This is a genomic window from Lactobacillus sp. (assembly GCF_014803895.1).
In genome coordinates this window covers 25,655-43,530 of sequence record NZ_JAAVAU010000009.1, presented here as the reverse complement: position 1 = coordinate 43,530, position 17,876 = coordinate 25,655, and the positions used below count along the sequence as shown (strand labels likewise).

General features: G+C 33.7%; 21 protein-coding genes. 17 read left to right on the top strand and 4 right to left on the bottom strand.

Annotated elements, in window-relative coordinates; genetic code table 11:
* Window positions 1–152 precede the first annotated feature (152 nt).
* The 3 genes from HDR40_RS03390 (at window position 153) to HDR40_RS03380 (ending at window position 3,776) form a co-directional block, all read left to right on the top strand.
* On the top strand, window positions 153–1,019 hold the full coding sequence (locus HDR40_RS03390) for a cytochrome C5 (protein ID WP_290626506.1): 867 nt from the start codon (window positions 153–155) through the stop codon (window positions 1,017–1,019).
* A gap of 178 nt (window positions 1,020–1,197) precedes the next feature.
* Window positions 1,198–1,983, top strand: coding sequence for a DUF4931 domain-containing protein (locus HDR40_RS03385; protein WP_290626503.1), 786 nt, complete (start codon window positions 1,198–1,200; stop codon window positions 1,981–1,983).
* A gap of 5 nt (window positions 1,984–1,988) precedes the next feature.
* Entirely contained in the window at window positions 1,989–3,776 is a 1,788-nt protein-coding gene (locus tag HDR40_RS03380; protein WP_290626502.1) for a glycerophosphodiester phosphodiesterase, read from the top strand.
* Between the two features lie 39 nt (window positions 3,777–3,815).
* Here the strand turns inward: HDR40_RS03380 and HDR40_RS03375 are convergent, their stop codons facing one another.
* A complete protein-coding gene (locus HDR40_RS03375) occupies window positions 3,816–4,520 on the bottom strand; it encodes a hypothetical protein (protein WP_290626500.1) in 705 nt (234 codons plus the stop codon).
* A gap of 62 nt (window positions 4,521–4,582) precedes the next feature.
* Between HDR40_RS03375 and yaaA the strand changes: the two genes are divergently transcribed.
* The 3 genes from yaaA to HDR40_RS03360 all read left to right on the top strand — a co-directional run bounded on the left by yaaA (window position 4,583) and on the right by HDR40_RS03360 (window position 6,860).
* On the top strand, window positions 4,583–5,329 hold the full coding sequence (gene yaaA, locus HDR40_RS03370) for a peroxide stress protein YaaA (RefSeq protein ID WP_290626498.1): 747 nt from the start codon (window positions 4,583–4,585) through the stop codon (window positions 5,327–5,329).
* Window positions 5,330–5,364: 35 nt separating this feature from the next.
* Window positions 5,365–6,051 carry a DUF975 family protein gene (locus tag HDR40_RS03365; RefSeq protein ID WP_290626496.1) on the top strand — a complete coding sequence of 229 codons (687 nt, stop codon included), beginning with the start codon at window positions 5,365–5,367 and terminating at the stop codon, window positions 6,049–6,051.
* 86 nt (window positions 6,052–6,137) lie between these two features.
* Window positions 6,138–6,860: a hypothetical protein gene (locus HDR40_RS03360; protein WP_290626493.1), complete on the top strand. Its 723-nt coding sequence runs from the start codon at window positions 6,138–6,140 to the stop codon at window positions 6,858–6,860.
* An 86-nt stretch (window positions 6,861–6,946) separates the two neighbouring features.
* Here the strand turns inward: HDR40_RS03360 and HDR40_RS03355 are convergent, their stop codons facing one another.
* A complete protein-coding gene (locus tag HDR40_RS03355) occupies window positions 6,947–7,696 on the bottom strand; it encodes an alpha/beta fold hydrolase (protein WP_290626491.1) in 750 nt (249 codons plus the stop codon).
* A gap of 175 nt (window positions 7,697–7,871) precedes the next feature.
* Between HDR40_RS03355 and HDR40_RS03350 the strand changes: the two genes are divergently transcribed.
* From HDR40_RS03350 to HDR40_RS03335, 4 genes are all read left to right on the top strand, one after another.
* Window positions 7,872–8,471, top strand: a complete 600-nt coding sequence (locus HDR40_RS03350) for a histidine phosphatase family protein (RefSeq protein WP_290626489.1) — start codon at window positions 7,872–7,874, stop codon at window positions 8,469–8,471.
* A gap of 111 nt (window positions 8,472–8,582) precedes the next feature.
* The gene (locus tag HDR40_RS03345) at window positions 8,583–9,104 is read left to right on the top strand and encodes a TetR/AcrR family transcriptional regulator (protein ID WP_290626487.1); all 522 of its coding nucleotides are present in this window, start codon (window positions 8,583–8,585) and stop codon (window positions 9,102–9,104) included.
* A gap of 2 nt (window positions 9,105–9,106) precedes the next feature.
* Window positions 9,107–10,165, top strand: a complete 1,059-nt coding sequence (locus tag HDR40_RS03340; protein WP_290626485.1) for an ABC transporter permease — start codon at window positions 9,107–9,109, stop codon at window positions 10,163–10,165.
* A 14-nt stretch (window positions 10,166–10,179) separates the two neighbouring features.
* Window positions 10,180–10,851, top strand: coding sequence for an ABC transporter ATP-binding protein (locus HDR40_RS03335; protein ID WP_290626483.1), 672 nt, complete (start codon window positions 10,180–10,182; stop codon window positions 10,849–10,851).
* Window positions 10,852–10,895: 44 nt separating this feature from the next.
* On the opposite strand, the gene HDR40_RS03330 is transcribed toward HDR40_RS03335, so the two are convergent.
* A complete protein-coding gene (locus HDR40_RS03330; RefSeq protein ID WP_290626481.1) occupies window positions 10,896–12,308 on the bottom strand; it encodes a C69 family dipeptidase in 1,413 nt (470 codons plus the stop codon).
* 94 nt (window positions 12,309–12,402) lie between these two features.
* Here HDR40_RS03330 and HDR40_RS03325 point away from each other — a divergent pair, with 94 nt between their 5' ends.
* The 6 genes from HDR40_RS03325 to HDR40_RS03300 all read left to right on the top strand — a co-directional run bounded on the left by HDR40_RS03325 (window position 12,403) and on the right by HDR40_RS03300 (window position 16,370).
* Window positions 12,403–12,621, top strand: coding sequence for a hypothetical protein (locus HDR40_RS03325; RefSeq protein ID WP_290626479.1), 219 nt, complete (start codon window positions 12,403–12,405; stop codon window positions 12,619–12,621).
* 170 nt (window positions 12,622–12,791) lie between these two features.
* Window positions 12,792–13,367: a TetR/AcrR family transcriptional regulator gene (locus tag HDR40_RS03320; RefSeq protein ID WP_290626477.1), complete on the top strand. Its 576-nt coding sequence runs from the start codon at window positions 12,792–12,794 to the stop codon at window positions 13,365–13,367.
* A 55-nt stretch (window positions 13,368–13,422) separates the two neighbouring features.
* Window positions 13,423–13,986, top strand: coding sequence for an NAD(P)H-dependent oxidoreductase (locus HDR40_RS03315; RefSeq protein WP_290626475.1), 564 nt, complete (start codon window positions 13,423–13,425; stop codon window positions 13,984–13,986).
* Entirely contained in the window at window positions 13,986–14,534 is a 549-nt protein-coding gene (locus HDR40_RS03310; RefSeq protein ID WP_290626473.1) for an NADPH-dependent FMN reductase, read from the top strand. The genes HDR40_RS03315 and HDR40_RS03310 overlap by 1 nt, the downstream gene beginning before the upstream one ends.
* Window positions 14,535–14,652: 118 nt before the next feature.
* Window positions 14,653–15,441, top strand: a complete 789-nt coding sequence (locus HDR40_RS03305) for a tyrosine-protein phosphatase (RefSeq protein ID WP_290626471.1) — start codon at window positions 14,653–14,655, stop codon at window positions 15,439–15,441.
* 2 nt (window positions 15,442–15,443) lie between these two features.
* A complete protein-coding gene (locus HDR40_RS03300; protein WP_290626469.1) occupies window positions 15,444–16,370 on the top strand; it encodes an FAD:protein FMN transferase in 927 nt (308 codons plus the stop codon).
* A 47-nt stretch (window positions 16,371–16,417) separates the two neighbouring features.
* Here HDR40_RS03300 and HDR40_RS03295 read toward each other — a convergent pair whose 3' ends face one another.
* On the bottom strand, window positions 16,418–16,954 hold the full coding sequence (locus HDR40_RS03295) for a CvpA family protein (RefSeq protein WP_290626467.1): 537 nt from the start codon (window positions 16,952–16,954) through the stop codon (window positions 16,418–16,420).
* A 199-nt stretch (window positions 16,955–17,153) separates the two neighbouring features.
* On the opposite strand from HDR40_RS03295, the gene rsmG reads away from it, so the two are divergent.
* Entirely contained in the window at window positions 17,154–17,873 is a 720-nt protein-coding gene (rsmG, locus tag HDR40_RS03290; RefSeq protein ID WP_290626465.1) for a 16S rRNA (guanine(527)-N(7))-methyltransferase RsmG, read from the top strand.
* The last annotated feature ends 3 nt before the right edge of the window (window positions 17,874–17,876 follow it).

The following is a 17,876-nucleotide window of genomic DNA, read 5'->3' as shown; positions in this document are numbered from 1 at the left end:
TCTATTCACTTTTGTTATCGTTCAAGATAAAACTGTTTTAACAAGTATACACTACTAAAAGTGAAAAATTATATTAATTTTTTGTTTAGTTAATGAATTCGTAATATTCCCATGCTAGGATAAAAGTGATAAAAAGTAAGGAAGGTAGTAATATGCGGGAGTCTAAGGAATCAAACAAAGGAAGGTTAACGCGTGAAGAATATCGTCAGCGGGTCGAAAGAAACTCTAAATTAAATGTTTGGGACATATGTTTGGATCGACCTTATGTTTCTGTGTTTTTTATTGTTCTGGCGCTCTTTTTTATTATGACTAAATGGTGGATGGGGCTATTATTTTTGGGGATAGCATTTATTATTAGTATTTTGGCTATTGCTCATAGTCGTAATCCTAAAAAGATACTTAGTATTGAATTTAGGTTAGGTGGTTCACGCATCTTAAACTTATTAAAGGCTATTCAAATTGGTGCTTCTTTATTACTATTTTTAGCAACTTATATGCGTCAAGTAGTTTCAATTAATTTTCAAACTGCGGGCTCTCAGGACGCCTTAAATCTGATTCAAGGAGCTGCGGCAAGCACAAATAATGTCTATGCGGCGGAAGGTGCCAATGCTGTAGGGGTTTTAAATAATTTGTTAGGAGGTTCTCTGTGGGGAACTTATCGTTATGCTGCTAGTAGCGCACAATTTATGAATGATCCTGGTGGTCGTGCAATCATGATTTGGGTTTTCTTTTTAATGTTGGCTCCTGCAATTTGTGTATTAGCACAATTTTTTAGAGAACCGTACTCCAGAAGAGCGTTATTAGTTGGTTCAGGTGCATCAATGGTTTTATTTGCATTAACTCCGATTTTGATTCGTTATTGGGCAGGTATTTATGCGGTTGATCATCAAATTAGTCAGGCTCAGATTAATCAAGCATTTAGTGTTGGTTATATGGCGTATATTGCAATCTTTTGTAGTATTGTGGTATTTGTAATTGCAGTTTACCGTAGTATGAAACAAGATATTTTTTCAAAATAAAAAGGTACTGTTACTAAAACAGTACTTTTTTTATACCAAAAAACCCTTTCGGAAAATTGACCGAAAAGGTAAAGTTAAGGAAAGCTACAAAATGTTGTTTAAATGAAAGCGCTTTATACGCTTTCAATGATATTATAGTAGACTATAGTTATAGATGCAATAAAAAAGGGTGAAGATTTTGAAAAATGATCCATTAATTTTTGAATTAGCTATCGCACATGATAAACCGTCTAGTTTTCGGAAAGATAAAAGTCATGTGTGTCCATTTTGTGATGTAGAACATTTAACTGATATTTATGAGAAAAATGGTCCTATGATTTGGTTGCATAATCGTTTTCCTACTTTGAAAGATACATTACAAACCGTACTAATTGAGTCTGATGATCATGAAGGAGATATTACTAATTATTCTCAAACTTATAATCGTGAGCTTATGCATTTTTCCTTACATTGTTTTGATCAAATGTATAATGATTCACACTTTAAGTCAGTTCTTTGGTATAAAAATTTTGGCCCGCTTTCAGCTGGATCGCTTTCTCATCCTCATATGCAATTAGTCGGGTTAGAAAAAGAAGATGGTTATAAGTATATTCAAGCTAATAATTTTACGGGAATACCCGTTTTTCAGAACGAGAATGTTGAAGTGAATTTTTCTACTCATCCTGTGCAGGGTTACCAAGAAATTAATATTAATTTACTGGACCGGAGAGGAATAGATACTTGGGCTGATTGGATTCAATATGGAGCACAATATACATTAGAAGAAATGTACAGTGGACGTTGTACTTCTTATAATCTCTTCTTTTATCCCCGATATGATTCCGCTGATGGAATTTGTTGTAAGATTGTTCCTCGTTTTTATGCTTCTCCCTATTTTGTGGGCTATAAACTTTCTCAATGTAATGATGAAGAAACACTTTATCGGGAAGCAAAAAATTTGCAAAAATTTATTGAAAAGAAGTGATACTAATGAGGGCTGCTTTTTCTGATATAAAAAAATATTCACAGGAATTTAAAAAACATTGGCTGCAATATTTCTTATTATTTCTTTTATTAAATTTAGTAAATCAATTTATTGTAATTCCAGTTTTTAGGTATATTACTACTCTGGTATTGCAGGCTGGGGCAATTCCTTTTATTTCTTATCAAAATATAATTACAATTATTACAAGTAATACCCTAGATTTTATTTTACTGATTCTTGAGTTGCTAGTTTTAATTATTGTAATTTATGGTCAATTTTCTTTCTTATTGTTGGGTATCAATAGTATTAGAAAAAATCGACTGGATTTTTTGCAATTAATAAAACAGACTAGCATCTCATTGAAGCATATGCGTATAGGTTCTATTTTATTATTGTTGGTTTATTTTGTTTTAATTGTTCCATTTGCAGATGTGGTCTATCGTACTCCGCTATTAGCTAAAATTCAGATACCGGAATTTATTATGGACTATATGTCAAGAAATATTTGGCTTTTGATTGGTTTGATCATTTTCTTTGCAATTGCGACTATTTTTGGTTTGCGATGGGTGATGACATTACCATTGATGACTTACCAAAAAATGAAAACATTGGCCGCAATGAGGAAGAGCTGGCAGCTAACAGCTAATAAAAAATGGTGGGAATTGATTAAACGATTAATCATAGTTGCTGTTTTAAGCATCTTAGTTTTGGCGATTGGGTATGGTGTGATATATCTAATTCAACTAGTTTGGGATGTCTTACCTAAATCGATTGCTTTTATTGGGGCAAGTATCAATATGTTGCTGATCCAAGTTATCGCAGAAGTTGTTTCTGTTTGGGCAGGCTTGGTTGCTTTATTGGTTGTAACTCAGCCAATTAAAATGCCTGCTATTTCCATTCAACAGCAGAAATATAATTCTAAATTATTTTATATTTTAACTGGTTTTTTAGTAGTAATTGCGGCTGGGGATACAATCATTAATAATAATTTTTATCTTCACGGCGTTAATCTGAAAAAGCCTGTCACGATTTCTCACCGAGGTGTAAATAATCATAACGGGGTACAGAATACAATTGCTGCTTTAAAAAAGACAGCCAGATTAAAGCCAGACTATGTTGAAATTGACTTACACGAAACTAAAGATAATGAATTTGTAGTGTTACATGATGAGAATTTGGAAAAGTTAGCTGGAGTTAATAAGACACCAAAAGAATTAACTTTAAAACAATTAATGCGGTTAATTCTAAAAGAAGATGGTCATACTGCAAAGATTGCTAGTTTTGATCAATATTTAAAGGCTGCGCAAAAATTAAAGCAGAAGCTTTTGATTGAAATTAAGACAACACCTAAAGATTCGAAAAATATGCTGAATAATTTTAATAAAAAATATGCTAATACTATTTTGAAAAATAATTATCAAGTGCAGTCGTTGGATTATCGCGTAGTATCCGGACTGCATACAATCAATCCTAAATTATTTGTGTTGTATATTCAGCCATATAACTTCACTTATCCTCATAGTGTGGCAGCTGGCTATTCCATGGAATATTCAACTTTAAATAATGATTTTATCTGGCAAGCTCATCTGCAGAATCACCCTGTTTATGCTTGGACTGTGAATACTGAGGATATTATGAAGAGAATGATGTACATTCATGCAGATGGTTTGATTACTGATAATGTGAAGTTAGCCAAGAAGACAATTGCAGATTTTGAATCAAAGCAAAGTTATGCCAGTCGATTGAGAAATTATATTTTAATTTTTCCAACAGTGACTAGTTATGAATCATAAGAAAAAAGTGGGTACATTGCGTACTCACTTTTTTCATGATTAAAATTCAGTTGGACCTAAGTCATCTTCTGGGCGGTGGGCTTCAAGGCGAAGGCCGTAGATATTGAAGTCTTCATCATCGTCATCACGGACTAAGTTAATTGTGATTTGGTCACCGTCTTGGGTAAACTCTAATTCTTTACGAGTATCGATCCAAATCGCACGTTTAATTTCTGGAACACCTTTAAGGATGATTTTATCTTCCAGTGGTTTGTGAATGAAGATGTAGATTTGATATGGAGCAATAGCATTTTTGTAGATATAAGCATTGCTATCAGTAGTAATATCTTTAGTAGGACGAGCCTCATAGAAGGCGTGGCCGAAACGACCGATCCATTGACGTAAGTTATCCATTGCTGGTACTTCATCAGCATTAATTTGCCCATCTTTGTCTAAGTCAATTTCAAAGTAAATATTTCTCAATTCGTCACGGGCAATCATTAATTTAGTCAAAATATCGGGACCTTCTAACTTGAGAGCACTTCTTCTTTGGCAAAACTTGAGACTATACTTCTCACAAGATTCTTTTACAAGTTTAGCCTGAAGTGGATCTCCGCCACTTACGCTCACACCGCGAAAGCCACAGTCACGAGCGTGGCGAACTAATATATCAGCGTCAATTGCACCATTATTGGCAATGTTGTATTGTAAAACGATACCAATATTTAAGTCTTCAGGGTTGTCTGCATATAATTTATCAGTCATAATACTGCCTACTTTCTAAAATAAGTGTCATCATAATTATAAAGGTTTTTGGAGGAAAAATAATGAAAATTGTCATCGCACCTGCTAAAAAAATGCAAGTTGATCAAGATAGCTTTGCAGTAGAGACAAGGCCGATATTTTTGAATAAGGCACAGATTTTGTGGGATTTTTTAAAAAGTAGAGATTTTAATCAATTAAAAGAAATATGGAAGGCTAATGATAAAATTATACGTGAAAATATGACTCGTCTTGAGTACGAGGAGTTAGATAAACGGCTTACGCCAGCCCTCATGGCTTATAAGGGAATTCAGTATCAATATCTCGCAGGTGATATTTTAGAACAAGCTGGAATAGATTATTTACAAAAAAATTTACGCATCCTATCGGCACTTTATGGAAGTTTGCGTCCATTTGATGGTATTATTCCTTATCGTTTGGAAATGCAGGCAAGAATGACAGGATTTCGCGATTATAGTCTGTATCATTTTTGGGGCGAAAGTATTGCTCAGGAAATATTTAAGGATGATGATACCGTGCTTAACCTTGCTTCTAAAGAATATTCAAGATTAATTACACCTTATGTAAAAGATAATCAACGTTTTGTTACAGTTACTTTTTTAGAAAAAAGAAAAGATGAGTGGCGCCAAATTGCTACACATGCCAAGATGGCTAGAGGGGCAATGGTTCATTTTATGGCTCAAAATCAAGTTGAAAATATTAATGAATTACAGCAGTTTCATGATTTTAATTATCAATATGACCAAAAATCTACAGAAAATGAAATTATTTTTAAAAAATATAATAATTAGTGTTATAATACTCTTGAATATTGGAGGAAAGTTTTATGACAAGAGCAGAATTAAAATCTAAAGCTAAAAGTCAATTGCGTGGCAATTGGGGTTGGGCAATTTGTTTATTCTTGGTTGGAGCTATTATTACAGGCTTAATTACAAGTATTAATGCGGCTTGGATTGAACCAGTTGCAGATAAAGAAAATATTGTAAACATGGTTCAACAGGTGGTAACCCAAGGTGCTAGTTTGCTTAGTTTTGTGTTAGGTTTAATTACTACCATGATTGGTTGGGGAATAACTTATACTATTTTGCACTTTGTAGATAGTGGTGAAAAAGAGCAAGTTTTCAAGGGTACTTTCAGTGGTTTCACAGGTGGAAGAATAAAGAATACTTTCCTAACTGCTTTACTTCAAGAAATTTTTATTACTTTGTGGACTTGTTTGTTTATTATTCCTGGTATTGTAAAAGGATATTCTTATTCAATGGCTCCTTACATTATGAAGGATATGTTTGATGCAGGTCATGAAATGAAAGCCACTGAGGCTATCACTGCAAGTCGTAAATTAATGAAAGGTCATAAGGCTGAGCTATTTTTATTAGATATTAGTTTCTGGGGTTGGGATATCCTTGGTTTAATTACTTGTGGAATTGGTTTCCTTTGGATTACACCATACTATCGTCAAACTAAGGCTAATTTCTATCGTCAATTAGCTGGAGATAGATACTTACAAAAATAATTATTTAGACGAGTTTTGTGCTCGTCTTTCTATTTAGCGTTAAAATAATAGTTGTAATAATTAATAATAAAAAGAAGGATACTATTATGCATAAAAACAAATTAATTAAAGTAGTTACTACTTTATCAGCTGGGGTTTTATTAAGTGTGGGATTTGGAATGACTAGTACTCTTCACCCCGTTCAAGCTGCAAGCAGTCAGCAAACTACTAATGATTCAACTCTTGCGACAAATGTAGTGGTAAAAAATGCTAAACCTACTTTATACGGATTCACTTCTGGTAAAGATGCCAAAGCCGTATCTTTTACAAGTAACTATACTGCTGGTCAAACTATCAAGGTTCTTTTTAAATTGGATTTAAATTATAATAAAGATGGGCAAGATACTAAATTACCAGCCTACTATGTAGAGAATGAAACTAAAGATGGCGTAAGCTACATGAAGTTCATCTTAGCTAGTGATGTAGAAGGTACACCAAATGTACCTGATTATGCTCAATATAAGATAAATTTAGAGGCTAAGCAAAAAGAAGAGGCTGCAGAATTCCAAAAGACTCATAAAGTAAAATACATGAGTTTGCAAAAAAATTCTAAGAAGACTATTTATTATTATACAGGTTACCGTAAATCGGCTAAGAGCAAGAAAGTTTACTTTAAAGCTACTAAATCTAAGGTAAAGGCTAACACAATTAAAGTAGACTACACGGTTAAGAGTGGAAAAACCACTTATGGTCACCGTTATGGAAAGAGTAACCAGTGGGTTAAGATGAGCCAGTATAAGATAACTAAGGTAACATACACTACTAAATAATTATTAATCTATTATTAATCTATAGTGATTTTTTGTTAATATGCAAAATAAGCTAATTTCCTAGGAAATTAGCTTATTTTTCTTTTTTAGTAAAACTGTGTAGGTTTTAAAAAATCAGTAACGAATTTTAAGGCAGAGCTAGTATACTCACCACTAAAGCTGTGGTCAGCACCTTCAATTAAGTGGAGAGTACTATTTTGATAAATTTTATGATACTTTTTAGATGCGTCTGGACTCACTACTGTATCGCTGGTGCCATGCACTAAGCAAACTGGACCAGTGAATTTTTCAGCCGTTTCATAAATTGGTACAACTTGAGCAACTCTGAGGTAAAGCCCCCCAACAGTAAATTTACCTAATCTAATAGAATCAGGAATATTTTCTGGATCATAATTAATCCCTTGGAGAATCCCCTTTTGAGCATCGCTTTTTAAAGTTGCAGCAGGTGCTAAAAGAGCAACTTTTTTAATAATATTGGGATAAAGACCGGCTAACATGGATGCTACAACGCCGCCTTGTGAGTGACCAACTAAGTAAATATTGCGTACGTGTGGATCAGTACGTACATAGTCTAAAATTGCTTTGGCATCAGCTACTTCATTAACAACTGTCATATTTTTAAATTCACCATCAGATTCTCCACAGCCATTAAAGTCAAAACGAACGCTAGCGACATTTTCTTCCCATAATTTGTTAGCTAGTTCCTTGATCAAAGGTTCATTTTTATCTGCTTTAAAGCCATGGAATAAGATTGCCATATCATAAGTTTCACCAAATGGTTCAAGACGTTCTCCAACTAAAGTTAGTCCATCTCTTTCAACTTCTACTCTGGACATAATATGAGCCTCGCTTTCTTTCTATAATTCCATTGTAATCTTTTCAGGCTTTAGTAATGCTAAAGTTTGCTTTAAGAAATAAGCTGGACTTAAAAATTAAGTCGTATGTTTTAGTAGTCCGCCATGATTGCGTTATACTGAGTAAGTAATTAGTGATATGAGGAGGGCTATATACGTGGAAGTTGTAATTTTGCGTCATGGAACAACTGATTTAAATAAAGCTGCAATGATTCAAGGATCGAGTGTTGACCCAAGCTTAAGTGATGAAGGTCGTGAGTATGCGCAAAAAGCTGCTAAAAACTTTGATGCAAGTGAATTTGATGCAGTTTATGCTAGTCCACTTAAGCGCGCTCAAGAAACAGCTCGTATTTTTGTTGGAAATGAAGTCCCAATTATTACTGATAAGCGTTTAGAAGAATTAGATTATGGCTCTTGGGATGGAAAGTCTACGCATGACTTAAAGAAAAAATATCCTGATGCATTTGATGCACAAGGATTAACAACTGATGGAATGTACAAATATGCTGATAATATTGAGACTAGAAAACATTTTGAGAAACGCTTAGCAGAAATTTTTGAGGAACTTTATCAAAAACACCCTGATAAAAAAATTTTGGTTGTTTGTCATGGCGTTGTAGCACGGATGATTTGTGCCCATTACTTAACTAATGGAGATATTTCCTATTTTTGTCAAATGGCTAATTGTGGCTTAGCAAAGCTTTATTTTAAAGATAATTTACGTCGATTAATTTTTTATAATCGTTCACTTGTGTAATGAAAAAGATTTAGCACATGGCTAAATCTTTTTTTGTAGTTAAAGTTGACACCGTGTCATCTGAGTCCTATACTAAATCATAAAGTGACACAGTGTCACCAGGAGGTGAAAATGGTTAAGTCAACATTTCAAAATTTATCAGTAGAGAAAAGAAAACGAATTGAACAGGCATTACTAAATGAGTTTAGCCATTATTCATTAACTAAGGCTCAAGTATCTCGCATTGTAAAAGATGCGCAGATTGCTCGGGGAGCATTTTATAAGTATTTTGATGACCTAAATGATGCCTATCGCTATATCTACCATCAGGCAATTCAGGAAGTTCACTTAGGTTATCGTGGTTTAACAAAAGAGTATAATCCTGATCTTTTTTATCAAATGACAGTGGATTTTATTAATAAGACAGAACAAAGTCCCTATCGAGAGTTAATTAAGTTTCACATCTTAGAAAATGATACTCAATTTCAACCTGATCCTAAGCGGTTAAATAGCCAGTTGCTACTGGATGCCTCTAATTGGAGCGCTATGGTATTAACACATGAGGTAATTCATTTAGTCTTATTTGACCCAGAGCATCGCAAACAAAATTTAGAACGTTATCGGCAGAGTCTTGAATTATTAAAAGGACGGTAAGTATGTTTTTAGCACTTAAAGAAATAAAATATGAAAAGTTAAGGTACGGTTTAATTACCTTTATGATTTTTTTGATAGCATTTTTAATTTATATGCTTTCATCACTAGCAGTTGGACTAGGGTCTGAAAATACTCAAGCTGTAAAAAGCTGGGATACTGAAAGTGTAGTATTAAATGAAAATTCAAATGTTAGCTTGAGTCAATCAATTTTGACAAAGGATCAAGTTAAAAAGTCCGATTTAGGTAAAAACGAAGCTTTAGTGGGTGAAACCCCGGCGGTAGTAAAACACAAGGGAAGTAATACTGTTTCAGCTCAGTTTATTGGACTTGATCAAGACCAATATATTTATAAGAAGTTAGAAATAGTTGAGGGTAAAAAAGCTACTAAAGCTCATGAAGTAACGGTTGATAAGAGCTTAGCTGATAAGGGATATAAGATTGGCGATAAAATTACCTTTAATGGTGGAAAGGTAAAGTATACAATTGTTGGTTTTGTGAATAATGCCAAAATTAATATTGCGCCAATTGTTTACGGTAAGCTATCTACTTGGAAAAGTTTACGTAATCTTTCTCCAAATGCAGTGGCGTCTGGGGTTATTTCTAAAAAGAGTAATTTTAAGCTCAATACAGAGGATGTAAAGACTTATAGTGTAGCTGCCTTCATTAAGAAGCTCCCAGGTTATACTGCTCAGAATATGACCTTTGAATTGATGATTGGTTTCTTGTTTGTAATTTCTTTAATTATAATTGCAGTTTTCTTGTATATTTTAACAATGCAAAAAATGCCTAACTACGCAGTACTCCGTGCTCAAGGTATTCCTACTAAAACTTTAGTTGGTGCTACAATCAGTCAGTCTTTAATTTTAACAATTAGCGGTAGTGTTTTAGCATTGATTGTCATGTTGATTATGGTTCAGGTAATGCCTTCAGCAGTTCCAATTGATTTTGCACCTTGGATAATGGTTACTGGGCTTGTAGGAATGATTATTACCGGGGTAATAGGCGGATTAATTCCAATTAGATCAATCATGAAGGTTGATCCTGCTCAGGCAATTGGCTAAGAAAGAGGTAGGATATGGCTATAATTACTTTAAAAGATGTAAGTAAAACTTACGGTAAAGGTGATGCGGAAGTGCACGCCTTAAAGAATATTAATTTTACCGCTCAAAAGGGTGAAGTTGTTTTGATTGTTGGACCATCAGGAGCTGGAAAAAGTACTTTTTTAACCATTGCTGGAGCAATCCAACGTCCAACAAGTGGTAAGGTTGAAATTGATAATCAAGATATTAGCAATTTAAAGGCAAAAGATGCTAATAAGTTACGGTTAAATAAAATAGGTTTTGTTTTGCAAGCTTATAATTTAGTTCCATATTTAACTGTTACCCAACAATTTAAGTTAGTTGATAAAGTTAAAAAAGATAATTTGAGTAAAAAAGAATTATCTGATTTGTTAAAAAAGCTAGGAATTGATAATTTAGTTAAAAAGTATCCTAAGGAATTATCTGGTGGTCAGAAACAACGTGTTGCAATTGCTCGTGCTCTATATGCTCAGCCCCAAATACTTCTAGCTGATGAACCCACAGCATCTTTAGATAGTGCAAGGGTTGAGGAAGTAGGACAAATGTTCCAGGGTTTAGCGCGGCAACAAGAAAAAGCTATTCTTTTGGTAACACATGACATGCGATTGGAAAAATATGCTGATCATATTTATGAGATGCTGGATGGCAAGCTAATAAAGAAAAAATAAACAGACTAAAAAAGGTAGCCTATTGAGCTACCTTTTTTGTGTAATTAAAGATTGGGATCCATTGTAAAGCTTAATGGTGAATCAGCAGTTTGGTCAGTAATCAATTTTGCAATTAACTTTTGGTAATTCTTAACTGCAACATCAGCCAATTTTTTATTAGCTTCATTTACTAATTCAATTTTCTTGCTTTGGTCAGTTTCTCTGGCTAATTTACAATCGTATTCATAACGGATTCTGTTTAAAGCAAAATTTGTCTCTTTTTGAGTATTACTCAATGGTTTTGCATATTTGCTCCAATTTCGATCAACTAAGACACTTGCTTGTTTAAATACCCAATACGCAGAGTTGCTAGTATAAGTTTCTTTACCGTATTTAAACATGGCTGGAACTTTAGTACCTTGGGGGTAGAATGGAATATAAACACTTTGAGCGGCAATTCCCATTGCTAGCCAGTGCACCATATCTTCGTCACGTAGTTGAAGTAAGTGAGATTCTTGAGTAGTGGCAACAGCAATAGGACGGAACGTTGCTTGTCCCTTATTTTTGGCATTTGTTAAGTCATATTGAGTACCGTTATGGTGATCACTAAGTACGCGTTGTGCATCTTGGATAGAAATTGGATGGTCCGGTTTTTGTAGGAAAGAAATCTCAAAACTTTCGGGATCTTGTTCAAGAGATGGTGTAAGTAATTTTTGACCAGACCAAACGCGTGGGGTGTTATAAGCTAAATCGCTGTCGTCATGAGTTCCAAAAATCATGCGGAAGTTAAAAATTTTGTCTTGGGGCCAAAGATGATTATTATAGACAAATAGTTGTAAGTCAAGGGATGTGATAAAATTCTTGTCATCATTAAAATCAACTTCTTGAATTGCTAATTGGTTAGCAACAACAGCATAGCTATCGTCTGGGATACGTTGAGCAACATAGTGATGACCTGATCCAATTTCCATATACCAAGCTTCGTCCTTATCAGCGAATAGAATTCCATTCGCTTCAGCAGCTCCATGTTCTTCAACGATTTTACCTAAGCGTTCAACACCTTCACGTGCTGTTTTAATATATGGCAAAACGACAGTAACCATCGCTTCTTCTAAGATACCTGTTTCTTCATTGAAAGGATCAATAGCTTGAACACGGTCGTTAGCATAGGCACTTTCAGTTGCAGACATTGCAACGTGATATTCATTGATGCCATCTTCTTCAAAGACACCATATTTATCGGTCCATTCAGGAGTAGATGAATAGGCTAAACTTTCTGCAGGTAATTTGATAGAAAACTTATTATCTTTAGATTTAAAAATATTGTTTTCTTTAATTTGGTGTTGGTTGAAAGCCAAATGCTTAGGCCATGCTGTTTTCGCATCTTCATTACGACCAATGATGACACTACCATCTATGCTAGCTTTTTTACCAATTAAAATTGAAGTACAAGATGAACGTCCCGGTTTATTAAGCATAAAGTTCCTCTTTTCCGTTAACATTTAGAAAAAATCTTATATAATAAAATTGCTACTTTAAATTATAATTAAAAAATAGAAGAGGTGCAAAAAGATGGCAGAGTCTAATGAAAATAAAAGAATAACTATTGATTTAAATTATAACGATGGAAGTTTAAATTTAAATTTTTCAGATAATTTAACTGATGAGAGAGAAAAAGGTTATATTTTATCAGCAGCTTTTTTCTCATTTGCTGCTAGTCAGGGCATTACTAAGGAACAAATGCTTGAGATGGTAGACGAACAGTATGGTAAATTTTTTGAAGAAAATTAATTGAAATAATATTTTTTTCGGAAAATCGCGTTAAAATAAAAATATGTTATTTAATTGGTGTATAATACAAAAAGAACACAGGTTATATAGCTAACAAATTGCTATCATAGCCGGTGAGTTAAAAGATCAATTTTATAATAAAATTTTATTGATTTGCGAGGGATAGTAGAGTGGCTAGAAAAAAGGAAATTGATAAGAAAAAGATATTAGATGCAGCTTATAAGCTTGCTATTCGCAGTGGTATGGAAAGTTTAACTGCTAGAAATATTGCTAAGGCAGTTCATTGTTCAACTCAACCAATATATCTAGAATTTGAAAATATGAATGATTTACATAATCAAGTTCTAGAAAAAATTTCTAATGAGTTAAAATCTAAGACACTTCAACAAAGTTTTACTGGGGAGCCTTTGATTGACTTAGATCTTTCATATATTTACTTTGCTAAAGATCACATTGGTCTTTTTAGAGCAATGTTTGTGGATAGTAAATTTGGTACAGATATGATTTCCAATACTTTAATGGAACTAGGTCTAATGAAATTTAAAGAACAATTTGGTAATGAAGGATTGGACGATGAACACTTACGCCATATCATTGTTTCTAATTGGATTTCTGCAACAGGAATCGCGGCCTTACAAATAAACCAAATGTCTAATTTATCTCAAGATCAAATGATTACTGTTTTGAAATCTCAACTTCATGATGCGATTTCTAATGATCGTTTAAAGATTAAGTCAGAGAAATAAGTAATAAAAGGTATGAAAATACCTTTTATTTTTATAGAAAGCGAGATTAGAGAATATGAAATTTCTTGCTATAGTTGGTAGTAATTCAGATAATTCAAAGCAACGACAATTAGTTGAATTTATCGAAAAACATTTTAGTGATAAGTATGAATTCGAAACTGCTGAAGTAGCTGATTTGCCTCTTTTTAAAGAAGGGATGCAAGAACCGGATAGTGTGAAAAAGATGGCAAAGCAAATTACAGATGCGGATGCGATAATCATGGCCACTCCAGAAACGCAACACTCTGTTCCATCTTCACTAAAAAGTGCGATTGAATGGCTATCTTCCGCTGAACACCCATTTAAGGGAAAGCCATTAATGGTAATTGGTGCTTCTGACCAACCTCAAGGATCTTCTAGAGCACAGGTACGTTTAAAAAATGTCTTAGCTTCCCCGGGAGTGGGAGCAATTGTCTTTAATAATGATGAATTTATGATGGGTAATGCTCATCAGCAATTTGATCAAGATGGTAACTTACCTGAAGGGACTGTGAAGTTTTTAGACTACTTCTTTACTGAATTTGATGATTTTTATCATGTAGTTACTGGCTATAAAAAAGTAAAGGAGGAAGAAAAATAATGAAATTACTTGCAATTGTTGGTACTAATGCCGACTTTTCATTTAATCGTTTAGTACAACAATTTATGGCTAAACGTTATGCTGATCAAGCTGAAATTGAAGTTTATGAAATTGCGCAGTTACCAAGATTTAAAAAAGAAGCTAAGGTTGATAGAACTGTAGTTGATTTTAGAGAAAAAATTCGTGAAGCTGATGGTGTAATTTTCTCAACTCCTGAATATGATCATGGCATACCTTCCTCTCTCAAGAATGCAATGGAGTGGACGGGAAAGCATGCTCCAGGTAATGGGGATGTTTTTAGAATGAAGCCTTCAATGGTGATTGGTGCATCTTATGGTATTCAGGGAGCAGCTCGTGCTCAAGAAGATATGCGTGAGATTTTACTTTCACCAGATGTATGTTCTAATCTTCTTCCGGGGAATGAAGTTTTGATCAGTCATGTAGCTGATAAATTTAATAAAGAAACTGGAGAATTAACTGATTCAGCTGATATTGAAGCATTAGATACTGCATTCGAAAACTTCATAAAATTTATTAAACGTATTTAATGAAGGGGCCTCCTAATTAGGCCTTTTTATTTTTGGGAGAAAAGTGTTGTATATTTAAAAAATAATAAAAATAGTCTAAAATACCGATAAAGAATATTTGGTATTTTAGGAGGTTATAATGGGGAAACCATATGTTTTACCATTACAGGGAGTCCCAAACCCACGTGATTTGGGAGGATATGTTGGTTTAGATGGTCGTAAAGTTAAAATGCATCACTTAATTAGAACAGGTAAGATGTATAATTTGCCAGAAAGTGATGTTAAATATCTGGAAAATTATGGTGTTAATCAAGTAATTGATTTACGTACTGAAAGTGAAATTAAAAAATGGCCAGATACTCGGATTCCTGGTTCTAAACACTTTAATATTGCTATACATGATGATAATAAGTCAGGTGTTGATAAGCGTTTAGCTCACTTGCGTGCAACCTATGATAAAGATGAATATGCTGGATTTAAAACAATGTGTCACCAGTATACTAAGTCAACAATGTCTGAACATGCACAACATGCTTATCATCAAGTTTTAGAAGCTTTAGCAAATAATGAATCAGGAGCAACGATTTTCCACTGTTCTGAAGGAAAAGATCGCACTGGTTTAGCTACAGTTTTTATTTTATATATTTTAGGTGTTGATATGGAGACGATTCGTCAAGATTATCTTTATTCTAATTATATGCTTGATGACTACCGCGCTCATATGGATAAAAAAATTGTTAAAGAGGGCGGTAACTATATCTTACGTGCGGCTGTCCGTTCATTGGGGAGCGTGGCTAATGAATATTTGGATACGGCCTTGATTTTAATGGAAGAAAATTATGGTTCAATTGATAATTATCTCAAGGAAGCATTAGGTGTAGATGACGCGTTAAAGAGACGTTTACGTGACTTATATTTGGAAAAATAAAAATGAAAGAAAATTTTTCTCAAAGATCAATTAGTAAAGTTGGTAAAGGATTAGGAACAGTTATCACTTTACAAATTTTCGGTGATGAAAACGAAAAGATTTTAAATGAAAGTTTTGCCTTAATTGCTGGTTATGAGGATCGTTTAACAGTTAATCGAGACCACTCAGAAGTAATGTCAATAAATCATGCAGCGGGTCAATATCCAATAACTGTTTCTAGTAGTACTTATAAGTTAATTAAGTTAGCTGTTGAAGAAAGCAAAAAAAATTATGGCTTTAACGCTTTGATTGGCCCTGTTGTAAAAGCTTGGCAGATTGGATTTAATGGAGCACATATTCCTACTGATAAAGAAATTAAGTCTAAGATGAAGTTAATTGATCCTGCTGATGTAGTGTTAAATGACGCGGATCAAAGCGTTTTTCTTACCAAAAAAGGGATGGAATTAGACCTTGGCGGAATTGCTAAAGGGTATATTGCGGATAGAATTCGTGATTTATGGCGTGCTTATGATGTTCGTGCAGGTATTATTAATTTAGGAGGAAATGTTTTATTTGTAAATTCTTCTCCTAAAAGAGCCAATGGTAAGTGGATTTTAGGCATTCAAGATCCACGTCAAAAACGTGGCGTAAACTTAACGACTGCCACAGTTGACGAATGTTCGGCAGTAACTTCGGGTACCTATGAACGCTTTTTAGAAATTGATGGTAAAAAATATCATCACATTATCGATCCCAAAACTGGCTATCCCGTACGAACTCATGTTGCAGGGGTAACTTTGTTTACTAGAGATTCAGTTCAAGCTGAGCTTGAATGTAAACGATTATTTTTTGCAGGTCATCCAATTGAAGGATGGCGAGACAAACAAAGAGGGCGTTATGGTGCAATCTTTGTTTATGATGATGAAAAAATTGAACGCGTTGGTGTATAAAAAAGACTTGCTCCTAAAAGCAAGCCTTTTTTATGGTTTTATGTAATTTATCCGACAGTTCGACTGATCCCAAAAATTGTCTTAAAGACCCCATTAGAAAGACCTGGAGTGCTATAGATAATCCATCTTAAAAATGGTGCATCCACGGTTTGTTGAATAAACCATTGATTTTGAAAAATAGAACACATAGAAAGTACTACATATACCACAAAATATGACGCAATAAAAGAAACTAATGCACCAAGTACACTGTCAAGTAAGGTGCCAAAGCTATTTTTGTTTGGATCACGTTTAGGTAACCAATTTTTGAAAATTTTAACTATATTTTTTCCAATAAACCAAATAATAAAAAATGCAAAAAAGCGATAGCCCATTAATTCAAGTGGTACATTACCGGAAGTTGGAATTACTTGACCAGAAAATTGTTCATATAACAAATTACCAAAAGGATTTTGACCTAAAATAGCTGCTGCAAAAACTAGAGCTGAAAAAATCATATTGATAATTCTTTGGGCAAATCCTGCTTTGTAGCCAGAATAAGTTTCATAGCCTAAATAAAGTATAACTAAGATAGTAATTATCATCTGTTTTAACCTTCCTTTGGCATTAATTATAATCTTAGAAAATAATTTTAGCTAAAAAAGATAAAAGTCACTAGAGAATTTTGACGATTCTTAAAAAATACTACATAATTAAGTACGTTAAGTTATCGATAAAATATATTGTCGTAAGCTAATATTTGCGGTAAATTATGTAGTGTGAAACAGGTTTCACAGGTGAATTATGAATCCAGAAATTTTTGCAGAAAATTTAGCTCATTATGGTTATGAATTGAGCGAAAAACAAAAACAACAATTTGAAATATATTATCAAGAATTGGTAGCAGTTAATGAGAAAGTCAACTTGACTCGAATTACTGATAAAGATGAAGTTTATGCTAAGCATTTTTATGATAGTGTAACTCCGTTATTAGTCTTTGGTGACTTATTTAAAGGAGATAAAACGCTTTGTGATGTAGGTGCCGGAGCTGGTTTCCCTTCATTACCAATGAAGATTTTACAACCAGAGTTAAAGATTACGATTATTGACTCTTTGGGAAAGAGACTTAAGTTCTTGGAAAACTTGATTACTAAGTTAGATTTGAATAATGTAACTTTGGTACATGCTCGTGCTGAAGATGCTGGACAAGATAAGAAGTTACGGGAAAAGTTTGACTTAACCACTGCTCGAGCTGTTGCCAGAATGAGTGTATTGAGCGAATATTGTTTACCTTTTGTTAAGACGGGTGGATATATGGTTGCTCTTAAGGGGCCTAAAGCTCAAGATGAACTTAAAGATGCTACTCAGGCACTTAAAACATTAGGTGGCAAAGTAGAGCGAGTTGAAGAATTAACTTTGCCTGATAGTGATGATGAACGAACTTTGATTGTTATCAAAAAGATTGCATCAACTCCTAAAAAGTATCCACGTCAAGCTGGCACTCCTAATCGTAAACCACTTTAATAT